The sequence below is a fragment of the Cupriavidus sp. U2 genome, from assembly GCF_009663685.2.
Classification (GTDB): domain Bacteria; phylum Pseudomonadota; class Gammaproteobacteria; order Burkholderiales; family Burkholderiaceae; genus Cupriavidus; species Cupriavidus necator_C.
Genome location: NZ_RCOG02000022.1, coordinates 62,324 through 88,937 on the forward strand (window position 1 = coordinate 62,324; position 26,614 = coordinate 88,937).

24 protein-coding genes are annotated in these 26,614 nt (G+C 66.6%); 18 read left to right on the forward strand and 6 right to left on the reverse strand.

From position 1 onward, the window contains the following. Positions 1-241: 241 nt before the first annotated feature. From D9X30_RS16700 to D9X30_RS16720, 5 genes are all read left to right on the forward strand, one after another. The gene (locus D9X30_RS16700) at positions 242-1,387 is read left to right on the forward strand and encodes a DUF4382 domain-containing protein (protein ID WP_194946535.1); all 1,146 of its coding nucleotides are present in this window, start codon (positions 242-244) and stop codon (positions 1,385-1,387) included. A gap of 28 nt (positions 1,388-1,415) precedes the next feature. Next, the gene (locus tag D9X30_RS16705; RefSeq protein WP_153948309.1) at positions 1,416-1,577 is read left to right on the forward strand and encodes a hypothetical protein; all 162 of its coding nucleotides are present in this window, start codon (positions 1,416-1,418) and stop codon (positions 1,575-1,577) included. A 206-nt stretch (positions 1,578-1,783) separates the two neighbouring features. Next, positions 1,784-2,818, forward strand: coding sequence for an IS110 family RNA-guided transposase (locus D9X30_RS16710; RefSeq protein ID WP_153948310.1), 1,035 nt, complete (start codon positions 1,784-1,786; stop codon positions 2,816-2,818). A 545-nt stretch (positions 2,819-3,363) separates the two neighbouring features. Continuing rightward, positions 3,364-3,957, forward strand: coding sequence for a tetratricopeptide repeat protein (locus D9X30_RS16715; RefSeq protein ID WP_153948311.1), 594 nt, complete (start codon positions 3,364-3,366; stop codon positions 3,955-3,957). A gap of 66 nt (positions 3,958-4,023) precedes the next feature. Continuing rightward, positions 4,024-4,851 (forward strand): CsgG/HfaB family protein, encoded by an 828-nt coding sequence (locus D9X30_RS16720; RefSeq protein WP_153948312.1) that lies wholly within the window; start codon positions 4,024-4,026, stop codon positions 4,849-4,851. A 111-nt stretch (positions 4,852-4,962) separates the two neighbouring features. On the opposite strand, the gene D9X30_RS16725 is transcribed toward D9X30_RS16720, so the two are convergent. Then, on the reverse strand, positions 4,963-5,697 hold the full coding sequence (locus D9X30_RS16725) for an ABC transporter substrate-binding protein (protein ID WP_153948313.1): 735 nt from the start codon (positions 5,695-5,697) through the stop codon (positions 4,963-4,965). Positions 5,698-5,957: 260 nt separating this feature from the next. Between D9X30_RS16725 and D9X30_RS16730 the strand changes: the two genes are divergently transcribed. After that, positions 5,958-6,335 (forward strand): hypothetical protein, encoded by a 378-nt coding sequence (locus tag D9X30_RS16730; protein WP_153948314.1) that lies wholly within the window; start codon positions 5,958-5,960, stop codon positions 6,333-6,335. Here the strand turns inward: D9X30_RS16730 and D9X30_RS16735 are convergent. Further along, positions 6,329-6,916: a histidine phosphatase family protein gene (locus D9X30_RS16735; RefSeq protein ID WP_153948315.1), complete on the reverse strand. Its 588-nt coding sequence runs from the start codon at positions 6,914-6,916 to the stop codon at positions 6,329-6,331. The two genes, D9X30_RS16730 and D9X30_RS16735, sit on opposite strands and share 7 nt — an antisense overlap. 261 nt (positions 6,917-7,177) lie before the next feature. On the opposite strand from D9X30_RS16735, the gene D9X30_RS16740 reads away from it, so the two are divergent. The 5 genes from D9X30_RS16740 (at position 7,178) to D9X30_RS16760 (ending at position 10,820) form a co-directional block, all read left to right on the forward strand. Then, positions 7,178-7,390 (forward strand): CbtB domain-containing protein, encoded by a 213-nt coding sequence (locus D9X30_RS16740; protein WP_153948316.1) that lies wholly within the window; start codon positions 7,178-7,180, stop codon positions 7,388-7,390. A 12-nt stretch (positions 7,391-7,402) separates the two neighbouring features. After that, complete coding sequence (locus D9X30_RS16745; protein ID WP_153948317.1) at positions 7,403-8,140, forward strand: CbtA family protein; 738 nt, start codon at positions 7,403-7,405, stop codon at positions 8,138-8,140. Positions 8,141-8,299: 159 nt separating this feature from the next. Further along, positions 8,300-9,055 carry a bifunctional NADP-dependent 3-hydroxy acid dehydrogenase/3-hydroxypropionate dehydrogenase YdfG gene (ydfG, locus tag D9X30_RS16750; protein WP_153948318.1) on the forward strand — a complete coding sequence of 252 codons (756 nt, stop codon included), beginning with the start codon at positions 8,300-8,302 and terminating at the stop codon, positions 9,053-9,055. A gap of 118 nt (positions 9,056-9,173) precedes the next feature. Beyond that, on the forward strand, positions 9,174-10,256 hold the full coding sequence (locus D9X30_RS16755; protein ID WP_153948319.1) for a catalase family peroxidase: 1,083 nt from the start codon (positions 9,174-9,176) through the stop codon (positions 10,254-10,256). Positions 10,257-10,268: 12 nt separating this feature from the next. Further along, a complete protein-coding gene (locus D9X30_RS16760) occupies positions 10,269-10,820 on the forward strand; it encodes a cytochrome b (RefSeq protein WP_153948320.1) in 552 nt (183 codons plus the stop codon). A 36-nt stretch (positions 10,821-10,856) separates the two neighbouring features. Here the strand turns inward: D9X30_RS16760 and D9X30_RS16765 are convergent, their stop codons facing one another. Together D9X30_RS16765 and D9X30_RS16770 are read right to left on the reverse strand one after the other, a co-directional pair. Beyond that, the gene (locus tag D9X30_RS16765; RefSeq protein WP_153948321.1) at positions 10,857-11,606 is read right to left on the reverse strand and encodes a creatininase family protein; all 750 of its coding nucleotides are present in this window, start codon (positions 11,604-11,606) and stop codon (positions 10,857-10,859) included. 57 nt (positions 11,607-11,663) lie between these two features. After that, positions 11,664-12,950, reverse strand: a complete 1,287-nt coding sequence (locus D9X30_RS16770) for an MFS transporter (RefSeq protein ID WP_153948322.1) — start codon at positions 12,948-12,950, stop codon at positions 11,664-11,666. A gap of 164 nt (positions 12,951-13,114) precedes the next feature. Here D9X30_RS16770 and D9X30_RS16775 point away from each other — a divergent pair, with 164 nt between their 5' ends. Beyond that, the gene (locus tag D9X30_RS16775; protein WP_153948323.1) at positions 13,115-14,032 is read left to right on the forward strand and encodes a LysR family transcriptional regulator; all 918 of its coding nucleotides are present in this window, start codon (positions 13,115-13,117) and stop codon (positions 14,030-14,032) included. A 36-nt stretch (positions 14,033-14,068) separates the two neighbouring features. Here D9X30_RS16775 and D9X30_RS16780 read toward each other — a convergent pair whose 3' ends face one another. Further along, entirely contained in the window at positions 14,069-17,197 is a 3,129-nt protein-coding gene (locus D9X30_RS16780) for an efflux RND transporter permease subunit (RefSeq protein ID WP_153948324.1), read from the reverse strand. A 408-nt stretch (positions 17,198-17,605) separates the two neighbouring features. Between D9X30_RS16780 and D9X30_RS16785 the strand changes: the two genes are divergently transcribed. The 6 genes from D9X30_RS16785 (at position 17,606) to D9X30_RS16810 (ending at position 25,132) form a co-directional block, all read left to right on the forward strand. Beyond that, positions 17,606-18,907 carry a dicarboxylate/amino acid:cation symporter gene (locus D9X30_RS16785; RefSeq protein WP_153948325.1) on the forward strand — a complete coding sequence of 434 codons (1,302 nt, stop codon included), beginning with the start codon at positions 17,606-17,608 and terminating at the stop codon, positions 18,905-18,907. 4 nt (positions 18,908-18,911) lie between these two features. After that, on the forward strand, positions 18,912-19,826 hold the full coding sequence (locus D9X30_RS16790) for an amino acid ABC transporter substrate-binding protein (protein WP_153948326.1): 915 nt from the start codon (positions 18,912-18,914) through the stop codon (positions 19,824-19,826). Between the two features lie 329 nt (positions 19,827-20,155). After that, positions 20,156-22,468: an FdhF/YdeP family oxidoreductase gene (locus tag D9X30_RS16795; RefSeq protein WP_153948327.1), complete on the forward strand. Its 2,313-nt coding sequence runs from the start codon at positions 20,156-20,158 to the stop codon at positions 22,466-22,468. A 22-nt stretch (positions 22,469-22,490) separates the two neighbouring features. Beyond that, positions 22,491-23,321: a formate dehydrogenase accessory sulfurtransferase FdhD gene (gene fdhD / locus D9X30_RS16800; protein ID WP_153948328.1), complete on the forward strand. Its 831-nt coding sequence runs from the start codon at positions 22,491-22,493 to the stop codon at positions 23,319-23,321. Between the two features lie 51 nt (positions 23,322-23,372). Continuing rightward, positions 23,373-24,809, forward strand: a complete 1,437-nt coding sequence (locus D9X30_RS16805; RefSeq protein WP_153948329.1) for an aminotransferase-like domain-containing protein — start codon at positions 23,373-23,375, stop codon at positions 24,807-24,809. Further along, positions 24,806-25,132 (forward strand): helix-turn-helix domain-containing protein, encoded by a 327-nt coding sequence (locus tag D9X30_RS16810; RefSeq protein ID WP_228770952.1) that lies wholly within the window; start codon positions 24,806-24,808, stop codon positions 25,130-25,132. Before D9X30_RS16805 ends, D9X30_RS16810 begins: the two co-directional genes overlap by 4 nt. A 54-nt stretch (positions 25,133-25,186) precedes the next feature. On the opposite strand, the gene D9X30_RS16815 is transcribed toward D9X30_RS16810, so the two are convergent. Continuing rightward, on the reverse strand, positions 25,187-26,611 hold the full coding sequence (locus D9X30_RS16815; RefSeq protein WP_249640994.1) for an FAD-binding oxidoreductase: 1,425 nt from the start codon (positions 26,609-26,611) through the stop codon (positions 25,187-25,189). Positions 26,612-26,614: the final 3 nt, after the last annotated feature.

A 26,614-nucleotide genomic window follows, 5' to 3' on the forward strand; every position in this document is an offset into this window, starting at 1 on the left:
ATACGCATCACTGTAGGCGAGCCGGTCGGTAGCGAACGTGCTGTGGCCCACTTAGGGCCTGCGGGCGATGCCGATCTGTTTCATTTTCGTTACGAATCGTTGCAAAAGCAGGTCCACGCCCGGGTGCGCCGATCGTATGCTTTGGGCACCACTGCGCCCTGAGGAGAGGCCTGTCATGAAAATCAGAAGCCAGCAGCTCGATCTGCCCAAATTCCTGGCCCGTACCCTGGCCATCTTGCCGATGCCGTTCCTGGTCGTCGCGTGCGGCGGCGGCGACGGGGGCAACGACAACACGACGTCCATCAACGGCACGTTGCATGTAGCGATGACCGATGCCCCGGCCTGCGGCTTCGACCACGTCTTTGTCACGGTCAGCAAGGTGCGGGTCAACGCCAGCACCGCGGCAGGCGACAACGACGGCGGCTGGACGGACATCGCCCTGCCCACGCCGCAGCGGGTCGATCTGTTGTCCCTGACAAACGGCGTGCTGTTCGACCTTGGGCGGGCGCCGCTGCCCGCCGGGCAGTACCAGCAGATACGGCTGGTACTGAGCGCGAACCAGGGCAATTCGTTGGCCAATGCGGTGGTGGTGTCCGGCACGACGGCCGAACTGCCGCTGGCCACGCCCAGCGCCACGCAGAGCGGGTACAAGATCATCCAGCCGTTCACGGTGCCGGCCAACACGCTGGTCGACCTGATCCTGGACTTCAACGCCTGCAAGTCGATCGTCCAGCAGGGCAATGGCGGATACAGCCTGAAGCCTGTGGTCACGGCCACGCCAATGACCGTCAGCGGGTCGATTACCGGCTTTGTGGCGCCCGCGCAGGCTGGCGCCACCGTCTACGCGGAGCAGAATGGCAAGATCGTTCGCGGCACCGTGGCCGATGCCAGCGGAAAGTTCGTGCTGACGCCGCTGGTGCAGAGCAGCACGGGCGGCAACTATGACGTGGTCATCGTCGACAACAGGCTGCCGTCCGGCCATGCCACCGGCATCATCGGCGGGGTGCCGGTGACGGCCAGTGCCACGACGTCGGTCGCCACGGCCGGGTCGCCGATCACGCTGCCGACTTCGACGACCAACACGGTGTCCGGCACGGCCACGGCTTCGGCGCAGGCTGCCGTGCGCGCGCTGCAGCCCATTGGCTCGGCGTCCTACGAGATTGCATCGACCAACGCCAACCTCGATACCGGCGCGTACTCGCTGGCCTTGCCGGCTGCCGCGCCGCTCGCCGGCACCTACAGCGCGACGCTGCCGATTGCGCTGTCGGCCGTGTCGTCTGCCGCCGGCCAGTACTCGGTGCAGGCCACCAGCGCGGGCGGGGCGACGCAGACCAGTCCTGTCAACGTGTTCAACGGCGGCCAGTCCGGCGTCAATTTCAGTTTTTAAACCCGGTGACTGACAGGCTCAGTCGCCCATGCCCACCATGAAAAACATCCTCATCATGCTTGTTACCAGCGCCACACTACTCGGTGGCTGCGCCTACTACGTGCCCGACAGTGGGCCGGCGGCCCGTCCGCAAGGCGGCCCCGGCAACGGATTCTGTCCGCCGGGCCAGGCGAAGAAAGGCAACTGCTGATCCGCGGCAAGTCCCGGACGCAACGGAGGGCCGGCCAACTGACCGGCCCTTTTTGTTGTGCCGCGCAGCAGCGTAGTGCAAACGAGAAGCGGCGATCGCAGTGCAACCATACGTAAGCAATGGGATGGACGCCCCCACCCGATAGCGGCATCAATGTGCCAAAGTGGAAGTGTCATCGACCACTCAAATCGAGAGGAGCGTCCACCATGCAGATTACGACAATTGGGCTCGACCTGGCCAAGAACGTGTTTCAGGTCCACGGGGCAAACGAGCGAGGAAAGGTGGTGCTGCGTAAGCAATTGCGTCGTGACCAAGTCGCTGCGTTCTTCGCCAATCTCCCGAGTTGCCTGATCGGGATGGAAGCGTGCGGCAGCGCACATCATTGGGCCCGGAAGCTACAGGCGCTCGGGCATACGGTCCGACTGATGGCGCCTCAGTTCGTGAAGCCTTATGTGAAGAGCAACAAGAATGACGTGGCCGATGCGCAAGCCATTTGTGAAGCTTTGACGCGACCGACGATGCGGTTTGTACCGATAAAGAACGTCGAACAGCAAACAGTGCTCTCACTGCACCGCGTGCGCCAAGGCTTCATAAAGGCTCGTACCGCGCAGGCCAACCAGATCCGTGGCCTATTGGCTGAGTACGGTCTTGTTGTGCCGCAAGGTATTTCCTATATCGCCCTGCGTGTGCCGGATCTGATCGAAGACGCGAACAACGAGTTGCCAGGCGCATTCCGGCAGCTTATCGACCGACTCCTCGAGCACCTCAAGTTGTTAGACCGACAGGTCGACGAGATCGAGGCCCAGATCAAGGCCTGGCATCGTGACGACGAGATCAGCCGCCGACTCGAACAGGTGCCGGGAATCGGTCCGATCACAGCTAGCGCGCTGGTTGCGACGGTCGGCGATGCAAAGAATTTCGACAATGGAAGACAGCTTGCAGCGTGGTTAGGACTTGTGCCACGACAGCATTCCACAGGCGGCAAAGCAAAGTTGCTTGGCATGAGTAAGCGGGGCGATGCGTACCTTCGAACATTGCTCATCCATGGGGCCCGGTCGGTCATCTACCGAGCGACGCAGAGGAACGATCCTGGCAGTTGGCTGGTCAAGCTGACTATGCGTCGAAACGGAAACGTCGCAGCAGTCGCGTTAGCCAACAAGACGGCAAGAATCGTCTGGGCTTTGCTTGCCCACGACCGAGAGTTCCGCCCCGACTACACGCCTGCTGTCGCAGCCGCGTAGTCAAGGCGGCCAGTCAGAACAAGCTGCATTGGCGGGAGGATCACACCACAGATTGCTCAGGCAATCACGAAGTGATGGCAAGACAGGTAAGACCGTGGTTGGCACAGCCCGGGTCGGGCGGGGCACCAAGAGTGCGTGTAAGCGATCGAGGCGCCGACCAGCAGATCCCATCAGGGACAGCAAGCATGTCATGCTTGCATCAAAAGTCCGAATGTACGGGAGCAATCTTCCTCTTCTCGTCGTCATGAACTGAAAGCTTGGCAAACTGGGGGCGTCCATGTACGCCGCCCGACCAGAGGCAGCGGGCGCGCGCCGGAGCGTTACCCACAGGGTGGGTACGCGGGCTGGCCACGTGTTTCGTGTGGACGCAAAAGCGAATGATTACTGTTGCGTATTGGGCACGCCCGCCTGCCCCGGGTGCTGGCAATGGGTACAAAGTATTGCAATCGCTACATGTACTATGGTTACAATCTAAACGTTTGCTTACAATGCGCTGTTGTAGCAAAACGAATAAAAACTAAACAAATCTTCGGGGTGGTCGTTTCATGCGTTTCTTTACTTCTTTGGTATTTACGGCAATTGTCGGCCTGGCCGCCTGTGCCCAGACGCCGGAATCGCAGTTGTCGCGGTCGCCCACCGTACGCCTGTGCAACGGCAACGCCTGCGCCGAGCAGGACCGCCGTGTCGCCACTTTCACCCCGGCAGGCCCGACCGAATCGGATCGGCGCATGCAGGCCCTGGCGGAAAAGGCGGAAGGCAATCCGAACGCCGCCTACGACCTGGGACTGCGCCTGCTGCGCGGCGACGGCGTGGAGCGCAACACCTACCAGGCGCTGGAATGGATGCGCAAGGCTGGCGACAACGGCCATGTGCAGGCGCAACTGGCGCTGGGCCGCCTCTATCTGATGGGCTTCGAGGAAATGGGCGCCGACCCGGCCGAAGCCGAGGCGTGGCTGACCCGTGCCGCTTCCAGGGGCAACAAGGAAGCCGCGGCGCTGATTCCGCAGGCCCAGGCCGCCAAGAAGGATGAACAGGCCCTGTACCGGGTGCGCGAAGCCTATCGCACGTCGTGGTACGCGTGGTACAGCGGCTATCCGTATTACTGGGTCTGGGGCCCCTCCGGCTGGTACCAGCGTTAAGCGCCGGTCGCCATTTCTTCCCTTCCCGATTTTTCCTTTTACTTCCGTCAACAGGAACGCGATTTCATGTCCAAGACAATCTCTCTGCGCGCGGCCGCACTGGCCGCGTCGATGGTGCTGGCCGGCTGCGCCAACATGGGTGGTGGCTCGATCAGCACCGGCACGGCGCCTACGGCGGCCACCGGCGCAGCAGGCGGCGCAACCAGCGTGAACGCCAACCCGACGCTGGAGCGTTGCGACACGCCGCTGGGCACGCTGGCCGTTGACGATGGCCGGGGCAAGGAATGGTATGCAAGCTTTGGCGCCACCACGAAGATCACGACCATCGAGCCGCTGATCCGTCTGGCCGTGCAGCAGTCGAACTGCTTCGTGATCACGTCGGTGGGCAACAACCGCACGGAAAGCAAGCTGTCGAACATCACCGACAAGCAGCGCAACTCGGGTGAATTCCGCGCCGGCTCGAAGCAGCAGAAGGGTCAGCGCGTGGCCGCCGACTACTACATGGAGCCGGCCATCATCATCGACAACGACCCCACGGGCCAGCTTGCCGCCGGCGTGGGCAGCCTGTTCGGCGGTGTTGGCGCGCTGGTGGGCGGCGCCATGGCCAGCAAGGCGTCGGTCGTGACGCTGACCATGTTCGACATCCGCTCGGGCGTGCAGCTGTCGATCTCGGAAGGCAATGCCACGGCGACGAACTTCGGCGCGGCGATGGGCGCGTTCGGCGGCGGTGCGGCCGGCGGCCTGGGCGGTTTCTCGCGCACGCCGGAAGGCAAGGCCACCGTGGCCGCGTTCATGGACGCCTACAACAACATGGTGGTGTCGCTGCGCAACTACAAGGCACAGGAAGTCAAGGGCGGCCTGGGTCGCGGCGGCCAGCTGAAGGTCGGCTCGTAATCCTGCCGGACGCCTCTCCCGCGCCGGCCCCGGTTGGCGGCAACCGGGACTGCGGCGCGGTGGATCTGCCAGGGCCACGCCCTGGCTTGCCGCATCCCGCTGCTGGCGGTTTCAGCCTTCGGCCGGGGCCACGTTGGCACCCTGGATGTTGTGCTTCTGCAAGGCCGCGGCCACCTGGCCGGACGCCTTCATCTCCTCGACGAATTTCGCCAGATAGGCCGCAGCGGCCTCGCCGCGCGACTTGTGCACGCCCATCGCCTGGCGGATCACCATGAACCGCTCGTCCAGCATGCGCAGGCCGGTCATGCCGGCGGTGTCGGCCTCCAACTGCTGCTTCACGCCGGCGGCCACATCGAGCCGGTCTTCCAGGAAGGTCTTGACGACAGCCTGCGACGACGGTGCGCGCACGATTTCGGCGTGTTGCAGTTCGCGGGTCAGGTAAAGATCGTAGGCGCTGCCCTTGCCAACCACCACGCGCGTGCCGGCACGGTCCACGTCGGCGTTGGCGCGTACCGGCGAATCGTCGCGCACCATGTAGTAGCCTTCGATCAGCACATACGGCGCCGTGAATGCAATGGTCGCGCCGCGTTTGGGGTCGATGGCGAAGAAGCCGATGTCGGCTTCCTCGTTCGATACCACGTCGACGGACTTGCCGGCCGTTTCCACCACCACCAGTTCCAGCTTCACGCCAAGCCGTGCAGCCAGCGCCGTGGCCAGGTCCACGGAGACGCCGCCGGCACTGTTGCCATCCTTGCGATGCGCCAGCACGGGGTTGCCCAGATTGATCGATGCACGCAGCACGCCGGTCGGCGCGAAGGCATCGAGAATGGCCTTGTCAGCAGTCATGTCGTTCCTGTCGATCGTCGCTTTCACCGGATGCGTCCGGGGTGTCGTGCATCACCACGCGGCCCGGCTAAACATTCCGATAAGTGATGTTTGGGGCGCAAAATTGGCCTTTGGGAGCGGGGGACGTCGTTCGCATCGCGCGATATTGCATAGCCATTGATAAAAACGCAATGAAGGTTGGCCTTCAGGCCAATGGAGCGCCGCCCGGGTGGGCAGTAGAGTGCATCGCATCAAAGGCGCCCAACGTGCGGGAGATATCGATGATCCGGCCCTTGCGCTTCACCATTCCGGCGTGTCTGGCTCCCGTGCTGCTGGCGGCGTGCAATACCGCGCCGATTCCACCCGGCAAGTCGGTTTCCGTGCAGGCGGCGCTCGACAACATTACGCGCGACATGTGCGCCTTCCGCCAGAAGTTCGCGCAATCCCCACAGGGCGCCGCGATCGATAGCTATACCGTCGAACTGGTGCTGACCGTCGATGCCGCGCGGCAGCCGCCGGTGGCCGTGGCGCCCGATATCGCGTTCATGCCGACCGTGACCTACGGCAACACGCTGATGATGGCCAAGGACAGCCGGCTCGTGGTGACCTTCCGCAATACCGAGCAGGGCGGGGCGGCGAACTGTCCGCCGACTCAGTAACGCGGCGCGTCGGGCTGTGCCACGGCCGGCACGGCGACCGACGTCAGGCGCCACGCCACGCCATGGCCTGACAGCGTCGTGAGCGTCTGCGGCGCGATTTCGATCTGCATGGCGGACCGCGCCGGCGCGCCCAGTGCATGCGCGACGACGGCCCGGATCACGCTGGCATGGGTCACGGCCAGCGTATGGCCAGGGGCGCGGCGCGACAGCCACAGGCCGGCACGGTCGTAGACACCGGCCAGCGATTCGCCACCGTGCGCGTGCATGTCCGGATCGGATAGCCACGCCGCCAGCGCCTCGGGCTCGGCGGCGCCGATATCCTTGAGCGATTGGCCGCGCCAGCGGCCGTAGTCCACTTCCCGCAACGCGTCTTCCGCCGTCGCGGCCAGGCCCAGGGCCCGCACGGTGTCGCGGGCACAGGCCATCGGGCTGCACAGCACGCGGTCAGGCTGCCCGAGCTTGCCCGCCCAGCGGGCGATCTGCACGGCGGCGCCTTCCTCCAGCGCGTCGTCGGCCGGAAAGCGTCCGGCGCGCAGGGCGGCCGTGGCGGGTACGCAGAGCAGGGTGAGGCGGCGGGTCATGTTGGCTGGCAATGGTGTGGCTGATACGGACGGCGGACGGCTGACGGCTGATGTGCAAGGGCGGCAACGATTAGGTGGATCGGCAGCCCCTCGACTAGAATGCACGGATTCCGAAGAGAGGAAGCCGGTGAGATGCCGGCACGGTCGCGCCACTGTATCCCGGGCTGCCCGCGTGTGATCGCGGGGGGTGCCGGCAAGTCAGACCTTCTCCTCGGGCACAACCATCCGTCTCGGGACGCGTCATCCTCAAGGAGAATCCTCATGCACGCAAGCGCCACTCTTGCGCCGGCCATCGCGCCGGTCACGATCCCTGTTCGCGAACTGCTGCCCTGGGCCATCTTCGGCGGCATGCTGCTGCTCCTGGCCATCTATTTCGTGGGCGTGGAAGAGGGCGCCGCCGCCATCTTCAACACCATGCACGTGCACGAGTTCGTGCACGACGGTCGCCATCTGCTTGGCTTTCCCTGCCACTGACAAGGCCCCCTCATGGTGAGAAGTCTGCTGGTCCGCGGCATGATCGCGGGCTTTCTGGCCAGCCTGCTGGCCTTTGCGTTCGCGCGCGTGGTGGGTGAGCCGCAGGTGGAGGCGGCCATTGCCTTCGAGGAACAGGCGACCCACGCGATGGGCGGCAGCCATGCGCACGAGATGCCGGAACTGGTCAGCCGCGACACGCAGTCGGGCGTCGGCCTGTTTGTCGGGCTGGGTGTGTTCGGCGCTGCGCTGGGCGGCCTGTTCGCGCTGGTCTTCGCGTTTGTCCACGGCCGTCTGGGCGCCCTGGGCGTGCGGGCCACCTCGGGCCTGCTGGCGCTGCTGGGCTATATCGCAATCGTGCTGGTGCCGTTCTTCAAGTACCCGCCGAATCCGCCGGCCATCGGCGATCCGTCCACCATCGGCCTGCGCACGGCGCTGTTCTTCACGATGATCGGCGTGTCGCTGGCGGCCATGGTGGTCTCGGTGGTGGCGGCACGCCGGCTGGGCGCGCATCGCGACGGCTGGACGGTGAGCCTTGCGGCCGGCGCGATCTTTTCGGTGCTGGCCACGCTGGCGCATGCGCTGCTGCCGGGGATCGACGAGGTGCCTGCGCATTTCCCGGCCACGCTGCTGTGGCAGTACCGCGTGGCGGCGTTCGGCATCCAGGCGGTGCTGTGGGCGGCGCTGGGGCTGTTGTTCGCCCGTCTGGCCGATCCGGTCATGGCGCCGGGCCGCCGCGCGTCGCGCGCGTAAGGTCGGCCCACCCGCTTTCGGGCGCGGGCCGCAGAGCCCGGCGCTGCCGGGTGATCGTGCCGCGCGCCGCGTAATATCGATCTGCATCCGCTGACACGCGGGTTTGCGGGCAACGGTGTAGTATCCGGGGCCCAATCTGATTCAAGCTGGAGAGCCAACATGATCGTATTCGTCACCGGAGCCACTGCCGGATTCGGCGCCGCCATCGCCCGCCGCTTCGTCAACGCCGGCCATCGCGTCGTCGCCGCCGGCCGCCGTGAAGACCGCCTGCAGGCCCTTGTCGACGAACTGGGTCGCGACAACGTGCTGCCGCTGGTGCTGGACGTGCGCGACCGCGATGCCGTATTTGCCGCCGTGGCAGGCCTGCCGGCCGACTACGCCCAGATCGACCTGCTGGTGAACAACGCCGGCCTGGCCCTGGGCCTGGAGCCGGCGCACCGCGCCGACCTGGACCAGTGGGAAACGATGATCGACACCAACGTCACGGGCCTGGTGACCATGACCCGCGCGGTGCTGCCGGGCATGGTCGAGCGCAACCGTGGCCACGTGATCAATATCGGTTCGGTGGCGGGTGCCTATTCGTACCCGGGCGGCAACGTCTACGGCGCCACCAAGGCCTTCGTGCACCAGTTCTCGCTGAACCTGCGTGCGGACCTGACCGGCACCCGTGTGCGTGTGACCGATGTGGCCCCGGGGCTGGTCGGCGGCACGGAGTTCTCCAATGTGCGCTTCAGCGGGGACCAGTCGCGCGTGGACAAGGTCTACGAAGGCGCCGACGCGCTGACACCCGAGGACATCGCCGAGACCGTGTTCTGGGCCGCCACGCTGCCGGCGCGCGTCAATATCAACTACCTCGAAGTGATGCCGGTGACACAGTCGTTCAGCGCCCTGTCGATTACCCGCGAGAAACCGTAAGCGGTTTCGGATTCGCCCGGCTTCGTCAGGCTGCCGGGCGATTTTTTTTCGGGCGGATGGAATAGCCGCCTGGTGTTGCGCGTATACCGGAGGAGTCCTCACACATCGGGAGTCCGCATTGACCGACAACACCCCCACATCACCATCGCGCGCGCGCATCTGCGTGCCGTGCCGCCTGGGCGCCATCGGCGCCGTGGTGCTCGTCCTGGCCGGCGGCTTCGCCTATACGGGCGGGTGGATCGCGCCGCACCGGCTGTCCTCCCAGGCCATCGTCAACCAGTTCCAGCGCAACGACGGCGTGCACGAAGGGTTTCGGCGCAATCACGCCAAGGGCGTCTGCGTCGAAGGCTATTTCGAGAGCACGGGCGCGGCCGCGCAGTTGTCGAAGGCTGGCGTGTTTGCCCAGGGCCGCACGCCCGTGATCGGGCGCCTGGCCATTCCGGGCGGCAACCCGCAGGCGCCCGACGGCAGCGTGCCGATCCGCAGCTTCGCGCTGATGTTCAAGCAGGCGGACGGCCAGCAGTGGCGTACCGGCATGAATTCGGTGCCGCTGTTCCCGGTACATACGCCCGAGCAGTTCTATGGGCTGCTGCAGGCCAGCCAGCCCGATCCGGCCACGCACAAGCCCGATCCCGCCCGCATCAAGGCCTTCGCCGAAGCCAATCCGGCGCTTGGCGCGTTCCAGGGCTGGATCAAGAGCCATCCGCCGTCATCGAGCTTCGCCAATGGCGCCTACTACAGCGTCAATGCGTTCTATCTGGTCGATGCGGCCGGCAAGCGGCAGGCCGTGCGCTGGTCGGTGCAGCCCGAGCTGCCTTATGCACCGGTCACTGACGCCGCGAAGGGCGAGGCATCGTTCCTGGCCGCCGATCTGACGCAGAAGCTGGCCGCCGGCCCGCTGCGCTGGCGCCTGATGCTGACGCTGGGCGCGCCCGGCGACCCTACCGACGATGCCACGCAGGCCTGGCCCGATGACCGCCGGCAGGTGGACGCCGGCACGCTCGTGATCGAGCGCGCCAGTTCGCAGGCCGATGGCGGCGTTTGCCGCGACGTCAATTTCGATCCCACCGTGCTGCCGTCGGGCATCGCCGCGTCGAACGACCCGCTGCTGGCCGCGCGCTCGGCGGCCTATGCGGTGTCCTACCAGCGCCGTACACGCGAGGAAGCCCTCGACGCGCACGGACAGCAGGCATCCCGATAAAAGGAACCAGGCATGAAGGCTACGCATACACAATTCAGCGGCTTGCAGAAGCTGTTGCACTGGCTGATGGCCGTGCTGATCCTGTCGATGCTGTTTGTCGGGGTCGGGATGGTCTTTACCGTTTCGCGCGCGCACGACACGCTGGTGGCGCTGCACCGGCCGCTGGGCATCGCCTTGCTGCTGCTGGTGATCGTCCGCCTGGCGGTGCGCCTGCGGCGTGGCGCGCCGCCGCTGCCGGACAGCATTCCCGCCGCGCAGCGGGTCATCGCCAAGGCATCGCACTACGTGCTTTACGCGCTGATGCTGGCCATGCCGCTGATCGGCTGGGGCATGCTGTCGGCGGGCGGCTATCCGGTGACGATGGCCGGCGGCTTCCACCTGCCGCCGATCCTGCCGGCCAACGTGACGCTGTTCGCGTGGCTGCGGACCTTGCACACGTGGCTGGGGCTGACGCTGTTCGGCGTGGTGCTGCTGCACCTGGCCGCCGCGCTGCTGCATGCGCTGGTGCTGCGCGACGGCGTGTTCCAGGCCATGGCACCGGGCGGACGCCGGCAGTATCGATGATCCGGCTGTTGGCTTCCGAAGCCGCCGGGGACCCCATCAACCCGGTACGGCTTCGTCCCCGAACGCCGCCAGTTCCTTGACCAGGCTGCTGGCCGCCAGCGCCACCAGGGCGCGGCCTTTTTCCGGCGTGGCCTGGTTCGGGTCCGAACCCATGCGGCCGTCGGGGAAGCGGGCGCGGAAGTCCAGCGCCTCGCGGATCGGGCCGGACGGCGCGATGCGCGGCGAGTAGTCGGCGTGCTTGATCGCATGCGCGTACGCGTACTGCGTGACGGCGATCTCCGATGGCGTCGCGTGCGCGCCGTGGCCGGTCGGGAACATCTGCCTGGCCAGTTCGTTCACCCCTTCCAAGTCCCACCAGTTGGTGAGCTTCATCGCAAAGCCGGCACGGCGCCCGGCGAAGCTGGACTCGGCATAGATCTCGGAAAACGCGGCTTCCACCGACGCGATATTGCCGCCATGACCGTTCAGGAACAGGATTTTCTCGAAGCCGTGGCGGGCCAGCGAGCGGGTCCAGTCCACGATGGCCGCAATGAACGTCGTCGGGCGCAGCGAGATCGTGCCGGCAAAGCCCAGATGATGCTGGGCCATGCCGATGTTGAAGGTGGGCGCCACCAGGATATCGGCCTGCTGTTCGGCCGCGCGGCAGATGATCTCCGGGCACATCCAGTCGGTGCCCAGCAGGCCCGTGGGCCCGTGCTGCTCGTTGGAGCCGATCGGGATGACGATGGTCCGGCTGCGCTTCAGGTATTGCTCGATTTCAGACCAGGTGGACAGGTACAGCAGCATGATTGACTCCTTGTCGTACGTGGGGTGTGGCGGGGAGAGCTTCGGATTGGATGGGGCTCAGTGTCGTGCGGGCAGCCGGTTGGCCAGGATGATCAGCGCGGCGGCGAGCGGCATGGCGGCGATGATCAGCACGCCCGGATGCAGGCTGCCGCTGGCCGACTTGGCCCAGCCGATGATGGCGGGGCCCCAGAAGCCGCCGGACAGCCCGATGGTGTTGATCAGCGCGATGCCGCCGGCCGCCGCCGGCCCCTTGATGTATTCGGACGGCATGGCCCAGAACACCGTGTAGGTCATCCAGAGCGTGGTGGTGCCCAGCGTCAGCAGTGCGATGGTGGCCGCCAGGTTGCCGTCGGCCAGCGTCGAGCCGGCCAGCAGCGCGGCGCCGGCCAGCGCCGGCACGGCGGCGTGGTAGCGGCGCTCGCGCTTGCGGTCGGAGCGGCGCCCCATGTAGAGCATGCCGATGGCACCGCCCACATAGGGCAGGGCCGTGTACCAGCCCAGCCGCACGGTGTCGGTGACGCCCTGTGCCTTGATCAGCGTCGGCAGCCAGAAGCTCAGCGCATAGATGGCGGCGATCACGCAGAAGTACGCGAACGCCAGCACATAGACCCTGGGGTCTCGCGCCACGGCGCCAAACGCGTGCTTGTGCGCGGCGGGCACGGCCAGTTCCTGTTCGAGCAGGCGCTTTTCGTCGGCGCTGAGCCAGTTCGCGTCGGCGGGCCGATCGGGCACCAGCTTCCAGGCCAGCACGCCCAGCACCAGGCAGGGCAAGCCCTCGACCAGGAACATCCATTGCCAGCCGGCCAGCCCGGCATGGCCAGCCAGCGCGGTCATCAGCCATGCCGACAGCGGACCGCCGACGATGCCGCCGATCGGACCGGCCAGGAACACGATGGCGATGGCGCGTGCCATGCGCTGCGGGCCGTACCAGCACGACAGGTAATAGATCATGCCCGGCGCAAAGCCCGCTTCGAACACGCCAAGCAGGAAGCGCATGGCGTAGAACGTGGGCACGTCGCGCACGAACAGCATGCAGGCCGACGTGATGCCCCAGAGCACCAGGATGCGGCTGAACGTCTTGCGCGCGCCAATGCGCGGCAGCATCAGGTTGCTCGGAATCTCGAACAGCACGTAGCCGATGAAGAAGATGCCGGCGCCCACGCCGTAGGCGGCATCGGAAAAGCCCAGGTCGCCCTGCATCTGGAGCTTGGCAAAGCCGACATTGACGCGGTCCAGGTACGCAAACAGGTAGCAGACCAGCAGGAACGGCAGCAGCCGCAGGTTGATCTTCTGGTACAGCGCGGCGGTGCCGTCTACGGCGGCGGGGTTCGACATCACTAACATTTGCCAGTCTCCAGAGCGTTGTGATGGTTGTGGGATTGGCTTCGATAGTGGCAGCCGCGTAGACTGACACCAACAGCAACAAAGTTCACACTTCGTTCTTCTGTAGGCAACGCACGGGCGCTTCGCGCACTAAAAGTGGCGTTTGGATAACAAAAGGAAAAGCGATGCGCGAAATCAATCAGCAGCGGCTGCGATATTTCCGGGAAGTCCTGGCGCACGGCACGATCCGGGGCGCGGCCGAGAGCCTCAATACGTCGCCGTCGGTCATCACGCGCCAGATCCGGCTGCTGGAAGAGGAACTGGGCACCACGCTATTCGAGCGGCAGGCGCGCGGCGTGCGGCCCACCGAGGCGGCCGCGCACCTGCTGGAGTTCTGGCGCGGCTACCGCTCGCACCAGGAAAAGCTTGAGGACCAGCTGCATGCGCTGATGGGGCTGCAGCAGGGCATGGTGCAGATCGTGCTGAGCGAGGGCTATGTCGATGCGCTGGTCAACGAGGTGGTGGCGCCGTTCTGCGCGCAGTACCCGATGGTCGATATCCGCATGGAGATCCTGCCCGTGGACGACGTGCTCAACGAGGTGGCCGAAAGCCGGGCCCATATCGGCCTGGCCTACAACCCGCCGCTGCACCCGCGCATCGAATACCGGGCCAGCTCGGCGCAGCCCATCGTGCTGCTGACGCGTCACGATCACCCGCTGGCGCTGCGGGGCGGGCCGGTCACCATCCACGACGTGATGGACTACCCGCTGGCGCTGATGCCCGAGTCCTACGGCATCGGGCACGCGGCCAGGATGCTGGAATTCGCCGAGAACATCCGCCTCCGGCCCACGCTGGTCACCAATTCGCTGTCGGCGCTCAAGCAGTTCGTGGCCTGCGACGATTTCGTGACGCTGATCGGCCAGTTCGCCGCCTACCGCGAGGTGGCCGCCGGCAGCCTGGCCACCGTGCCGATCGACCATCCGCTGTTCCGGGGCACGCAGGCCCGGCTGCTGGTCAAGGCCGGCCGCCCGCTGCCGGCGGCGGCGCTGGAGGTGCTGGCCTTTATCCAGCAGCGCATGGGCATCTTCGCCGAAGGGCGCTGAGCGGGGCCGCGGAAACGCTGGCCAGCCCGCACGGCGTCAGGCGCCGGTGGTGTCGGCCGTCGGGGCGGTTGTCGCCTTCCTGGCCGCCGACCATCGCGCAATCCACGCATACAGCAGCGGAATCACCAGGGTGCCCAGCAGCGTGGCGCCCAGCATGCCGCCCAGCACGCCGGTGCCCACCGCGCGCTGCGCGCCGGCGCCGGGCCCGGTGCTGATGGCCAGCGGCACCACGCCCAGGATGAACGCCAGCGACGTCATGACCACGGGCCGCAGCCGCTGACGGGCCGCCTGGGTCGCGGCCTGCACGCGCTCCATGCCGCCGCGCCGCAACTGCTCGGCGTACTCGACCACCAGGATCGCGTTCTTGGCCGCCAGCCCCATGATGACGACCACGCCCACCTTGAAATAGACGTCGTTGGGCAGCCCGCGCAGCCAGACGGCGGCGGCCGCGCCCATCAGGCCGGTGGGCACGATGGCCAGCACGGCCAGCTGCAGTGTCCAGCTTTCATAGAGCGCCACCAGGCACAGGAAGATGAACAGCAGCGACAGCGCGAACAGCCACGGCGCCTGCGTGCCGCTTTGCTGCTGCTCGAACGCGCGGCCGTTCCAGCGTACCTCGTAGTCGGCGCCCAGTTCCCGGACCATGGTTTCGAGTCTGGTCATCGCCGCGCCCGTGCTGACGCCTGGTGCCGTATCGGCGTTGATCCGCACCGATGTCAGGCCGTTGTAGCGTTCCAGCGTCGATTCGCTGTTGCCCCATTCCAGCGTGGCAAATGCGCCCAGCGACACCATCTGGCCGCTGGCGTTGCGCACGTGCACGCGCGCCAGGTGGGCCGCCTGCATGCGGAATGGCGCATCGGCCTGCAGGATCACGCGGCGTACGCGGCCTTCGCGGGCCAGTTCGTCGATATAGCGCGAGCCGATCGTGGCCGACAGCGCGTGATGGATCGCCTCTGCGTCCACGCCGAAGCTCTCGGCCTTGCGATAGTCGATGGCCAGGTCCAGCGCCGGCGTGGGCTGGCCGGCGGTGGCGCGGACCTCCGCAAACAGGGGATCGGCCTTGGCGCGCGCAATCAGCTTGTCGCGGGCGGCGTAAAGGTCCTGCCGGCCGCCTTCGCGGCGCGTCACCAGGCGCATGTCGAGGCCGCTGGTGCTGCCCAGTTCGGGCAGGGCGGTGCCGTTGTACGGATAGAGCTGGGCTTCGCCCCGGCCGGGCCACGCTTCCAGGCCCTTGCTCAGGCGCGCCAGCACCACGTCGGCCGCATGGGCGCGGCCACGCTGCTGCCAGTCGTCGAGCGACAGGAACACGCTTGCGCGCTGTTCGCCGGAGCCGCCGTTGTTCCAGCCCAGCAGCGAGAACGTGGTCTTGATCGGGAATTTCTCCTGCGTCATCCACTGTTCCAGCCGGGCGATGGTCTCGCGCGTCTGGGCCTGGGTGCTGCCCGGCGGCAGTTCCACGTCGATCACCAGCTCGCCGGTGTCTTCCTCGGGCAGGAAGCCGCCCGGCAGCTGCCAGAGCAGCAGCGCGCAGGCCGCCGTCATGGCCAGGTAGACCGCCAGCCAGCGCAGGCGCCGTTGCTGCAGCCGGTGGATACAGCCGGCATAGCGCGTGGCGAAGGCGGCGAAGCGGGCTTCGAACCAGGCCAGCGGGCCGCGCGCGGGCGCGGCGCCGTGGCGTAGCAGCGTGGCGCACATGGCGGGCGCCAGTGTCAGCGCAAAGAACAGCGAGAACGCGATCGAGATGGCCAGCGTCATGGCGAAATGGCGGTAGATCACGCCCACGGCGCTGTCCATGAACGTCATCGGCACGAACACGGCGCACAGCACCAGCGTCACGGCCAGCAGCGCGCCGGAGACCTCGCGCATCGAGCGCGACGCGGCCGTGAAGGCATCCACGCCGTCCTCGCGCATGATGCGCACGACGTTTTCCACGACCACGATGGCGTCATCCACCAGGATGCCGATGGCCAGCACCACGCCAAACAGCGTGATCACGTTCAGCGACAGCCCGAACGCCTGCAGGCAGGCCACCGTGCCCAGCAGCGACACCGGCACCACGACGCACGGGATCAGCGTGGCGCGCAGGTTGCCCAGGAACAGCCACAGGATCAGGAACACCAGCACCGTGGCCTCGCCCAGCGTCACCAGCGCGCGCGTGATCGAGTTCTGCACGAAGTGGGCGGTGTCATAGGAAATGTCGTATGCCACGCCGGCCGGAAAGCCCCGCGCGGCCTCGTCCAGTGCCGCGCGCACGGTGCGCGAGGCGGCCAGCACGTTGGCGCCATCGGCCAGTTTGAGGCCCATCGATGCGGCCTCGCGGCCATTGAGCGACGAGGTGTAGCGGAAGTCGGCGGCGGCCATTTCCACGCGCGCCACGTCGCGCAGCAGCACCGCCGAGCCGTCCCTGGCTGGCCGCAGCACGATGCGTTCGAACGATTCCGCGTTGGCCAGCGGCGCGGGGGGACGCACGATGGCCTGGAACGGCTGCCCGGGCGCGGCGGGCGCGCCGCCAAGCTGGCCAGGCGTGACGCTGCCGTTACGGGCGCGGATGGCGGTCTCGACATCGGCGGTGGTCAGGCCGTAGGCGTGCAGCTGGTCGGGGTTGAACCAGACACGCAGCGCGTATTCGGCGCTGTACGGTTCCACCTTGCCGATGCCGGGCAAGCGACGCAGCATGGGCAGCACCGTGCCGGCCGCATAGTCGGCCAGCGCGGTCTCCGACATCGTGCCGGTCTTCGAGATCAGCGACACGTACATGAACGGGCTGGCGCTGGCCTGGTCGACGTAGACGCCGCTGCGGCGCACCACCTCGGGCAGCAGCGGCTCGGCCTGCGCCACGCGGTTGCGCACGTTGACCTGCGCCAGTTGCGGATCGGTGCCCTGTTTGAACCCGATGGTGACCGTGGCCGTGCCGGCCTCGCTGTTCGAGTCGATGTAGAGCAGCCCCGGAATGCCGTGCATCTGCTGCTCCAGCACGGCGGTCACACGGTCTTCCACGGTGCGCGCGGTGGCACCGGGGTAGTCGGCGTAGAGGATCACCATGGGCGGGGCCACCGCCGGGTATTGCGCCACCGGGATGCGGTTCAGCGCGACCAGGCCCGCGACCATGGTCAGGATGGCCAGCACCCACGCAAACGCGGGCCGGCGGAGGAAGAAATGCGCCATAGATGACGAACGACTACTAACACCGTGCATCGCGCCCGGCCATGCGGCGGCGCGCCGAGACTCGGCGGGGGTTGGGTGGGTATTGCAATATCTGCCGCCGCTGGGCGGATGGGGGCCGGGCGGTCGGTGGGCCGGTGAGGCCCGGGGGCACGGTCAGCGCGGCCCGATGGCTCTGTCGGGCGGCGCAGCGCGCGCTTTTGGGTATGACGCTCCGGCCGCATCGGGCCGGTGGCGAGTGTGGCGAATTATAAACATCGCCCTGTGTTGGTGCAATCAAAGGAAATGCGATGCACAGGCAGGCGGCGGCAGGGTCTGTTTCTGGATTTGCCCCCCGCACACCCGCGACCTATCGTTACACGTGCAGACCTCGGCGCAGGACTTCCATACGGCCGCCCCCAAGGAGACGTCATGAGCAAGAAGTCGAATATCACGACCTGGATCCTGATTGCGATGATCCTGGGCGCAGTGGTTGGCTATGCCTGCAACACGGCGTTCCCTGATCCGAAGGTGGCCAAGGATATCGCCGGGTATATCTCGATCATCACCGACGTCTTCCTGCGGCTGATCAAGATGATCATTGCGCCACTGGTGTTCTCCACGCTGGTGATCGGTATCGCGCACATGGGCGATGCCAGCACGGTGGGGCGCGTCGGGGTCAAGGCGCTGGGGTGGTTCATCACCGCGTCGCTGGTATCGCTGACGCTGGGCCTGGTCATGGCCACGCTGCTGCATCCGGGCGTGAACATCGGCCTGCCGCTGCCCGACGTGGGTGCTGCCACCAACCTGAAAACCAACGCGTTCACGCTCAAGGATTTCGTGGCCCACCTGGTGCCCAAATCGGTGGCCGAGGCCATGGCCAACAACGAGATCCTGCAGATCGTGGTGTTTTCAATCTTCTTCGGCACGGCGATTGCCACGCTGGGCGAGCGCGGCGCGCGCATGGCCGCCGTGATCGAGGATCTGGCGCAGATCATGCTGAAGATCACCGGCGCGGTGATGTGGCTGGCCCCGGTTGCGGTGTTCGCGGCGATTGCATCGACGGTCACCACGCAGGGGCTGGGCATCCTGATCACGTTTGCCAAGTTCATGGGCAGCTTCTACCTGGCGCTGTTCGTGCTCTGGGGGTTGCTGACGCTGGCCGGCTTCGTGTTCCTGGGCAAGCGCGTGTTCGAACTGGTGAGGCTGATCCGCGAGCCGTTCCTGCTGTCATTCTCGACGGCCAGTTCCGAGGCCGCCTATCCGAAGCTGCTCGACTCGCTCGACCGTTTCGGCGTGAATCGCAAAATCTCCAGTTTTGTACTGCCGCTGGGCTACTCGTTCAATCTGGACGGCTCGATGATGTACTGCACGTTCGCGGTGCTGTTCATCGCCCAGGCCTATGACATCCACCTGCCGATGGGCACGCAGATCACGATGCTGCTGTTGCTGATGCTGACCTCGAAGGGCATGGCGGGCGTGCCGCGCGCGTCGCTGGTGGTGATCGCGGCGACGCTGAACCAGTTCGGCATCCCCGAGGCCGGGCTGCTGCTGATCATGGGCGTGGACCAGTTCCTGGACATGGGCCGCTCGGCCACCAACGCCGTGGGCAATTCGATTGCGGCGGCCGTGGTGGCCAAGTGGGAAGGGCAACTGGCCAGCGGGCCGGTGCCCGAGACCGAAAAGGACATACCGGGAGAGGAGCCCCGCACGCCCGGCACCGCGGAGGCCTGACACCATGCGCGCACCCGTCTGGAAGGTGGCGGCAAGGAGCCTGGCCGCGCTGGTGCTGCTGGGCTGTGGCGCGATGGCCGCCCACGCGCAGGATGCCGTGGCGCTGTCCGGCACGTTGAAGAAGGCCAGGGACACCGGCGTGCTGACCATCGGCTACCGGGAATCGTCGCTGCCATTCTCGTATCTGAATCAGGCAAAGCGGCCGATCGGCTATTCGATCGATATCTGCCAGGCCATTGTCGAGGCCGCCGCCGCCGAGATCAGCCGCAACCTGACCGTGCAATGGGTGCCGGTGACGTCCGAAAATCGCTTCGACGCCATCACGTCGGGCAAGGCCGACCTGGAGTGCGGATCGACCACGCGCAATGCCGAACGCATGCGCACGGTGGCGTTCTCGCCGGTCATCTTCGTGGCCGGCACCAAGCTGATGGTGCCGCGCAATTCGCCGGTGAAGACGTTCCGCGACCTCAAGGGCAAGACCGTGGTGGCCACGGCCGGCACCACCAACGTCAGCGCCATCGAGGATCTGTCCACGCGCTTCAACCTGGGCATCAAGCTGATCCGCGCCCGTGACCACGCCGATGCCTTCGAGGTGATGCGCCACGGCGGCGCCGATGCCTACGCCGGCGACGACGTGCTGCTGTACGGCTTCCTGGCCCACTACAACGCCGGCAAACAGTTCATCGTGACCAGCGAATTCCTGTCCTACGACCCCTACGGCATCATGCTGCGCCGGGGCGACCCCCAGTTCGCCGCCGTGGTGGACAAGGCGGTGCGCGACCTGATTACGTCGGGCGAACTGGGCCGCCTCTACAAGCAGTGGTTCCTGAACCGGCTACCCACCGGCGAGCGCCTGGGCATCCCGATGAGCGCCCAGCTGGAGGACATCATCGACGCCACGCCGCAGCAGCCGGAGTAGGGCTGGATGAGCGTGGCATAAGCAGCAGTAATCGCCATAACGCTTCCTATCACAAGCATATCGAGCGCATGTGTTTGATAAAGCACATAAATTCGGCGGTCCAAATCATGATGAAGCGGGCTGGATGCCCCACATTCATGCCAAACCGATAAGCACAGTTCTGGGTTTGTGCACCGCGATGGCGCAAACTGTACTCTTCCGGCCGTGCCTGTTCTGTACGTCCCCCGCGTCACATTCCGGGCCTAGTCTGCACGCATCGCAGCGAGCGCCCGGACATCACACGGAAAACCGGGCCGGGCACTCGGGCAATTGTTCTGGAAGTCGCCCCCATGAGTACTCCCACGCCCGAAAAGGGGCATATCGCCCCCTATACGCACCCGGCCGCCGGCTGGGGTGCGCTCAAGCAGGTCGCCATCAATCTGGTCAAGGAAAAGGTTGCCGGCGGCAAATACCGGACGCTGTTCAAGCAGAACCAGCCGGATGGTTTCGACTGCCCGGGCTGCGCCTGGCCCGACCGCCAGCACGCGTCCACGTTCGAGTTTTGCGAGAACGGCGTCAAGGCCGTGGCCGCCGAGGCGACCAGCAAGCGCGTGACCAACGCGTTTTTCGCGCAGTACACGGTCACCGAACTGATGCAGCAGTCGGACTACGAACTGGAACAGCACGGCCGCCTGACCCATCCGGTGCGCTACGACGCCGCCACCGACAAGTACGTGCCGGTGGCGTGGGATGACGCGTTCCGCCTGATCGCCGATCACCTGCGCCGCCTGGACACCCCCGACGCCGCCACGTTCTACACGTCGGGCCGCGCCAGCAACGAAGCCGCGTTCCTGTTCCAGCTGTTCGTGCGCATGTACGGCACCAACAACTTTCCGGACTGCTCGAACATGTGTCACGAGGCCACCAGCCGGGGCTTGCCGGTGACGGTGGGCGTGGGCAAGGCCACCGTGCTGCTCGACGACTTCCAGCTGGCCGACACGATCATGGTGTGGGGCCAGAACCCGGCCACCAACCATCCGCGCATGCTCAACGAACTGCGCGATGCGTCGAAGCGCGGCGCGAAGATCGTGTCGATCAACCCGCTCAAGGAGCGTGGCCTGGAGCGTTTTGTCAGCCCGCAGCATGTGACGGAAATGCTCGGCGGCAGCGGCACGCAGATCGCGTCGATGTTCGTGCGGCCCAGGCTGGCCGGCGACTTCGCGCTGCTCAAGGGCATCGGCAAGCGCGTGATCGAGCTTGACGACGCGGCCGTGGCCACGGGCGGCAAGCGCGTGGTCGATATCGCCTTCGTCAACGAACATACGGCCGGCTACGAGGCATTCGCCGCCGACCTGCGCGCCGAAAGCTGGGCCGACATCGTGGCCGAATCGGGCGTGACGCGCGAGGATATCGATGCCCTGGCCGACGTCTACGTCAACAGCGAGCGCACCATCATGTGCTGGGGCATGGGCCTGACGCAGCACAAGGAAAGCGTGCGCACGATCCAGCTGCTGTCCAACGTGATGATGCTGCGCGGCAATATCGGCCGTCCCGGGGCGGGCCTGATGCCGGTGCGCGGCCATTCGAACGTGCAGGGCGACCGCACGATGGGCATCGAGGAACAGCCCGACGACGCCTTCCTGGACCGCCTGGGCGCCACGTTCGGCTTCGAGCCGCCGCGCCACCATGGCCAGGATGTGGTGGCCGCCATCAACGCGATGCTCGAAGGCAAGGTCAAGGTGTTCGTGGGCCTGGGCGGCAATTTCTCGATCGCCACCCCGGACACCCCTCGTACCTGGCAGGCCCTGCGCCAGTGCGACCTGACCGTCAATATCGCCACCAAGCTGAACCGCAGCCACCTGGTGATCGGGCGCGATGCGCTGCTGCTGCCGACGCTGGGCCGCACCGAGGTGGACGAGCAGGGCGGCGTGCCGCAGGGCGTGACCGTGGAAGACTCGGTCTGCATGGTGCATATCTCGTATGGCATGAACAAGCCGGCGTCGCCGCACCTGCTGTCGGAAACCATGATCGTGGCGAAGATGGCGGACGCCACGCTGGGATCGAACAAGGTGGACTGGCTGTGGTTTGCGCAGGATTACGCACGCATCCGCGACGCCATCGAAAAGGTGATTCCGGGCTTCGAGCGTTACAACGAGCGCGTGGCGCAGCCGGGCGGCTTCCACCTGACGCCGGCCTCGCGCAACCGCGTGTGGCGCACGGCCTCGGGCAAGGCCGAATTCCTGGTGCACGCCATCGACCGCGACACGCCGATCAAGCGTGCCCGGGCCAAGTATGGCGACGACTTGCTGGTCATGATGACCACGCGCTCGCACGACCAGTACAACACCACGATCTATGGCCTGGACGACCGCTATCGTGGCGTGTTCGGCCTGCGCCGGGTGGTGTTCATCAACCGGGCCGATCGCGAGCGGCTGGGGTTTGCAGAGGGCGAACGCGTAAATATCACCAGTGTCTGGGAAGACGACGTGACGCGCCATGTGCAAGACTTCCTGCTCGTCGACTACGACATTCCGGCCGGCTGCCTGGGCGCGTACTATCCGGAGACGAATCCGCTGGTGCCGCTGGAAAGCATCGGCGACCGGTCGGGTACGCCCACGTCGAAGTCGATTCCGGTGCTGCTGCAGCGCGCCAGCCGGGGCTGAAGTCCACCGCAGGGGGAAGTCCATGGCCGAACGCGGCTACATCACGCGCGAGATCCGCCGCCACCAGGGCGACGCCGTCGCGCTGGAGATCGACAACGTGGCCGAGGAAGTACCGGTCGCGCTGGTCTACAACGACATCTCGCACGCGGTGATGATGGCCACGCCGCTGGACCTGGAGGCGTTCGCGGTCGGTTTCTCGCTGACCGAGGGCATCGTCGACAGCGTGCGCGAGATCTACGACGTCGAGGTGCAGCCCGGCTGCGATGGCATCGAGGTCCGCCTGCGGATCAGCCAGCGCGCCTTCATGGCCATGAAGGAACGGCGCCGCACGCTGGCCGGCCGTACCGGCTGCGGCGTCTGCGGCATCGAGAGCCTGGCCTTGCTCGACCTGGTGCCCGAGCCGCTGGCGGCAGTGCGCACCATCGCGCCGACGACGGCCATGATCCGGCACGCGGCCGATGCGCTGCGTGCCCGCCAGCAGCTGATGGCGGCCACCGGCGGCGTGCACGCCGCGGCGTGGTGCGGGGCCGATGGCCAGTTGTGTGCCGTGTTCGAGGACGTGGGGCGCCACAACGCGCTGGACAAGCTGATCGGCCATCTGGCCCGGGCGCACGAAACCTTCGGCGACGGGTTCGTGTTCCTGTCCAGCCGGGCCAGCTACGAACTGGTGCGCAAGGCCGCCCGCATGCAGATTCCGATGCTGGCGACGATTTCGGCGCCGACCTCGCTGGCCATCCGTATCGCGGAACAGGCCGGCGTGCGGCTGCTGAGCTTTTGCCGCCAGGACGGCTTCGTCGAATACACTTCGCCTGAATCCGTATTAGCATCCGATTCGCTGGTGACCGCAGGCTGACGCCTGGGCTGTCCGGCGCCCCCCGGACCCTCCAGTAAAGGCGAAGACCCGTTGGCAACCGCAACCCTGTACGAAAAGCTCGCGGCCGATATCGAGGCCCTGGTGCAGCAGGGCGTGCTGCTGCCCGGCGAAAAGATCCCGTCAGTGCGCCAGGCGGCCCAGCACCACCGGCTGAGCATCACCACGGTCATCCGCGCCTATCTGCTGCTGGAATCGCGCGGCATCCTGGAAAGCCGGCCCCAATCGGGCTACTTTGTGCGCGCCCGGCCCGGCGAGCCGGCCATCGACCTGCAGCCCTCGCGCCCGGCCGCGCGGCCGTCGGCTGTCGATGTCAGCGCGCTGGTGCTGTCCACGCTGCGCTCGATCCGCGCCGACGACGCCGTGCCGCTGGGCTCGCCATACCCCGATCCGAAGCTGTATCCGTGGCAGCGCATCATCCAGTACGCCAACGCCATCGGCAAACGCTATGACACCTGGAGCGTGCTCGATGACCTGCCGCCGGGGTCGCCCGAGCTGATCCGGCAGATCACGCGCCGCTACCTGGAAAACGGCTACACGGTCGATCCGAACGAGGTTGTCGTGACGATTGGCGCGACCGAGGCCATCAACCTGTGCCTGCAGGCCGTGGCCAGGCCGGGCGACACGATTGCCGTGGAGTCGCCCACCTACTATGCGATGCTGCACGCCATCGAACGGCTGGGCATGCGCGCCGTGGAGGTGGCCACCGATCCCGTGGAAGGCATCGACGTGCAGGCACTGGCCCGGCTGATCGACGAACGGCCCGTGGCCGCCTGCATGGTCATGCCGAACTTCCAGAATCCGCTGGGCTTCCAGATGCCCGACGCGCGCAAGCAGGCGCTGGTGGCCCTGCTGACCGAGCGCGACATCCCGGTCATCGAGAACGACGTCTATGGCGAGCTGTACTACGGCGACGCCCATCCAACTTCGCTGAAATCCTATGACACGGCCGGCATCGTGCTGCACTGCTCGTCGTTCTCGAAGACGCTGACCAACGCCTACCGCATCGGCTGGGCACTGCCCGGGCGCTACAAGGAGAAGGTGGAGCGGCTCAAGTTCCTGAACACGCTGACCACCTCGACGATTCCGCAGTTGGCCATCGCCGAGTTCCTGCGCCGCGATGGCTACGACTATCACCTGCGCCGCGTGCGCAAGGCCTACGCCCAGCAGGCCAACATCATGGCGGCCGCCGTGCGGCGATTTTTCCCGGCAGGCACGCGCGTGTCGCGCCCGGCCGGCGGCTATGTGCTGTGGGTGGAACTGCCCGAAGAGGTGGACGCCATGGCGCTGTACCACGCCGCGCTGGAGCGGCGCATCACGGTGGCGCCGGGGCACATCTTCTCGCCGGTGCCCACCTACACGAACTGCATCCGGCTGAACTACAGCGGCGCGTGGTCCGAAGCCATGGAATCCGCCGTGATCACGCTGGGCAAGCTTGTGGCGACATTACAAGAAAGGGAGACGACATGACCAACGACGCAGCGGACGACATGCCGGAAGGCGAGGACGATACCCTGGACCCCGTGGTGGGGGCGATCCTCAAGACGCTGTGGGACCACGGCCAGCGCGGGGCGGACAAGGACCTGTCCCTGGCCCGGCTGAGCAAGCGGGCCAGCGTGCAGATGAGCGTACTGCGGCGCGTGCTGACCCAGCTGGGCGCCGCCGAACTGGTCGACACGGTCATCGAGGAAGATGGCCGCGGCACGGCACGGCTGACCGAGGAAGGTCAGGCGGTGTGCGCGCAGTTGTTTGGCGAGCCGGATGGGGGCGACGCGGCACCGGTGCTGCATTGAAGCCGGCGATGTCTCCCCCTCCCGTTGGAGAGGGGAAGGGGAGCCGATATCCCCTCACACCACCTTGCCCGGATTCATCAGTCCCTGCGGGTCCAGTGCCTGCTTGATCGCGCGCATCATGGCCAGTTCGACGTCGCTCTTGTAGCGGCGGTTTTCCTCGAGCTTCAGCTGGCCCAGGCCATGTTCGGCCGAGATCGAGCCGTTGTGGGCGTGGACGCTGTTGTGGACGATCAGGTTGATGGCGTCCTGATGCTTCAGGAACTGGTCGCTGTCCACACCGACCGGCGGCGACACGTTGTAGTGCAGGTTCCCATCGCCCAGGTGCCCGAACGTGACCATGCGCGATCCGGGGAAGGCGTCCTGCAGCAGTGCGTCGGTGGTCTCGATGAAATCGGCCACGCGCGAGATCGGCACGGCGATGTCATGCTTGACGTTCTTGCCTTCCTCCACCTGGGCCAGCGGAATATGCTCGCGCAGGTTCCAGAAATCGCGCGACTGTTGCACCGATTCCGCCACCACCGCGTCGGTCACCACGCCGGCGTCGAAGGCCGCTTCCATCATGGTCTCGAAGATGTGCCGGGCGTGGTCCTCGCTCTCGCTGTCGGACAGTTCCAGCAGCACCAGTTGCGGATGGTGCTCGCTGAACGGATAGCGCAGCTGCGGAAAGTGCCGGGTCACCAGGTCGATACACCGGGCCGACATCAGTTCGAAGCCGGTAAGCATGGCGCTGGCGTGCGACTGGGCGATGGCCAGCAAGGCCAGCGCGGCGCGCGGGCTCTTGACTGCGGCCAGCGCCGTCACGCGGGCGCGCGGCGCCGGGAACAGCTTCATCACGGCGGCGGTGATGACGCCCAGCGTGCCTTCGGCGCCGATGAACAGGTCGCGCAGGTCGTAGCCGGTATTGTCCTTGCGCAGCCCGCGCAGGCCGTCCCAGACCTCGCCGCGCACGTTGACCACTTCCAGCCCCAGGCACAGTTCGCGCGTATTGCCATAGCGCAGCACGGCCGTGCCGCCAGCATTGGTCGACAGATTGCCGCCGATCGTGCAGCTGCCCTCGGCCGCCAGTGACAGCGGAAACAGCCGCCCATGCTCGCGCGCCACGTCCTGCAGCTGCTGCAGGATCACGCCGGCTTCCACGGTGATCGTGTTGTTGAGCGGGTCCACCTGGCGCACGCGGTTCATGCGCTGCAGCGACAGCACCACCACGCCCCGCGCGGCGGATTCGCCAGCCCCGGGCGTGGCGCCGCCGCACAGGCCCGTATTGCCCCCCTGCGGCACCACGGCCAGCCGGTGCGCGTGGCAGGCGCGCATCACGGCGGCCACTTCCTCGGTGGTCCCGGGGCGCAACACGGCCAGCGCGTCGCCGGTATAGCGGCGGCGCCAGTCGGTCAGGTATGGCGCCTTGTCGGCCGCATCGGTCAGCACGTTTTGCGGACCGATGGCGGCGCGGCAGAGATCGAGGAACGAGTCGGAATGCACGGC

Coding starts and splice junctions, on each gene's coding strand:
- D9X30_RS16700 (WP_194946535.1), top strand. CDS start 242: ATGCCGTTCCTGGTCGTCGCGTGCGGCGGCGGCGACGGGGGCAACGAC.
- D9X30_RS16705 (WP_153948309.1), top strand. CDS start 1,416: ATGCCCACCATGAAAAACATCCTCATCATGCTTGTTACCAGCGCCACA.
- D9X30_RS16710 (WP_153948310.1), top strand. CDS start 1,784: ATGCAGATTACGACAATTGGGCTCGACCTGGCCAAGAACGTGTTTCAG.
- D9X30_RS16715 (WP_153948311.1), top strand. CDS start 3,364: ATGCGTTTCTTTACTTCTTTGGTATTTACGGCAATTGTCGGCCTGGCC.
- D9X30_RS16720 (WP_153948312.1), top strand. CDS start 4,024: ATGTCCAAGACAATCTCTCTGCGCGCGGCCGCACTGGCCGCGTCGATG.
- D9X30_RS16725 (WP_153948313.1), bottom strand. CDS start 5,697: ATGACTGCTGACAAGGCCATTCTCGATGCCTTCGCGCCGACCGGCGTG.
- D9X30_RS16730 (WP_153948314.1), top strand. CDS start 5,958: ATGATCCGGCCCTTGCGCTTCACCATTCCGGCGTGTCTGGCTCCCGTG.
- D9X30_RS16735 (WP_153948315.1), bottom strand. CDS start 6,916: ATGACCCGCCGCCTCACCCTGCTCTGCGTACCCGCCACGGCCGCCCTG.
- D9X30_RS16740 (WP_153948316.1), top strand. CDS start 7,178: ATGCACGCAAGCGCCACTCTTGCGCCGGCCATCGCGCCGGTCACGATC.
- D9X30_RS16745 (WP_153948317.1), top strand. CDS start 7,403: ATGGTGAGAAGTCTGCTGGTCCGCGGCATGATCGCGGGCTTTCTGGCC.
- ydfG (WP_153948318.1), top strand. CDS start 8,300: ATGATCGTATTCGTCACCGGAGCCACTGCCGGATTCGGCGCCGCCATC.
- D9X30_RS16760 (WP_153948320.1), top strand. CDS start 10,269: ATGAAGGCTACGCATACACAATTCAGCGGCTTGCAGAAGCTGTTGCAC.
- D9X30_RS16765 (WP_153948321.1), bottom strand. CDS start 11,606: ATGCTGCTGTACCTGTCCACCTGGTCTGAAATCGAGCAATACCTGAAG.
- D9X30_RS16770 (WP_153948322.1), bottom strand. CDS start 12,950: ATGTTAGTGATGTCGAACCCCGCCGCCGTAGACGGCACCGCCGCGCTG.
- D9X30_RS16775 (WP_153948323.1), top strand. CDS start 13,115: ATGCGCGAAATCAATCAGCAGCGGCTGCGATATTTCCGGGAAGTCCTG.
- D9X30_RS16780 (WP_153948324.1), bottom strand. CDS start 17,197: ATGGCGCATTTCTTCCTCCGCCGGCCCGCGTTTGCGTGGGTGCTGGCC.
- D9X30_RS16785 (WP_153948325.1), top strand. CDS start 17,606: ATGAGCAAGAAGTCGAATATCACGACCTGGATCCTGATTGCGATGATC.
- D9X30_RS16790 (WP_153948326.1), top strand. CDS start 18,912: ATGCGCGCACCCGTCTGGAAGGTGGCGGCAAGGAGCCTGGCCGCGCTG.
- D9X30_RS16795 (WP_153948327.1), top strand. CDS start 20,156: ATGAGTACTCCCACGCCCGAAAAGGGGCATATCGCCCCCTATACGCAC.
- fdhD (WP_153948328.1), top strand. CDS start 22,491: ATGGCCGAACGCGGCTACATCACGCGCGAGATCCGCCGCCACCAGGGC.
- D9X30_RS16810 (WP_228770952.1), top strand. CDS start 24,806: ATGACCAACGACGCAGCGGACGACATGCCGGAAGGCGAGGACGATACC.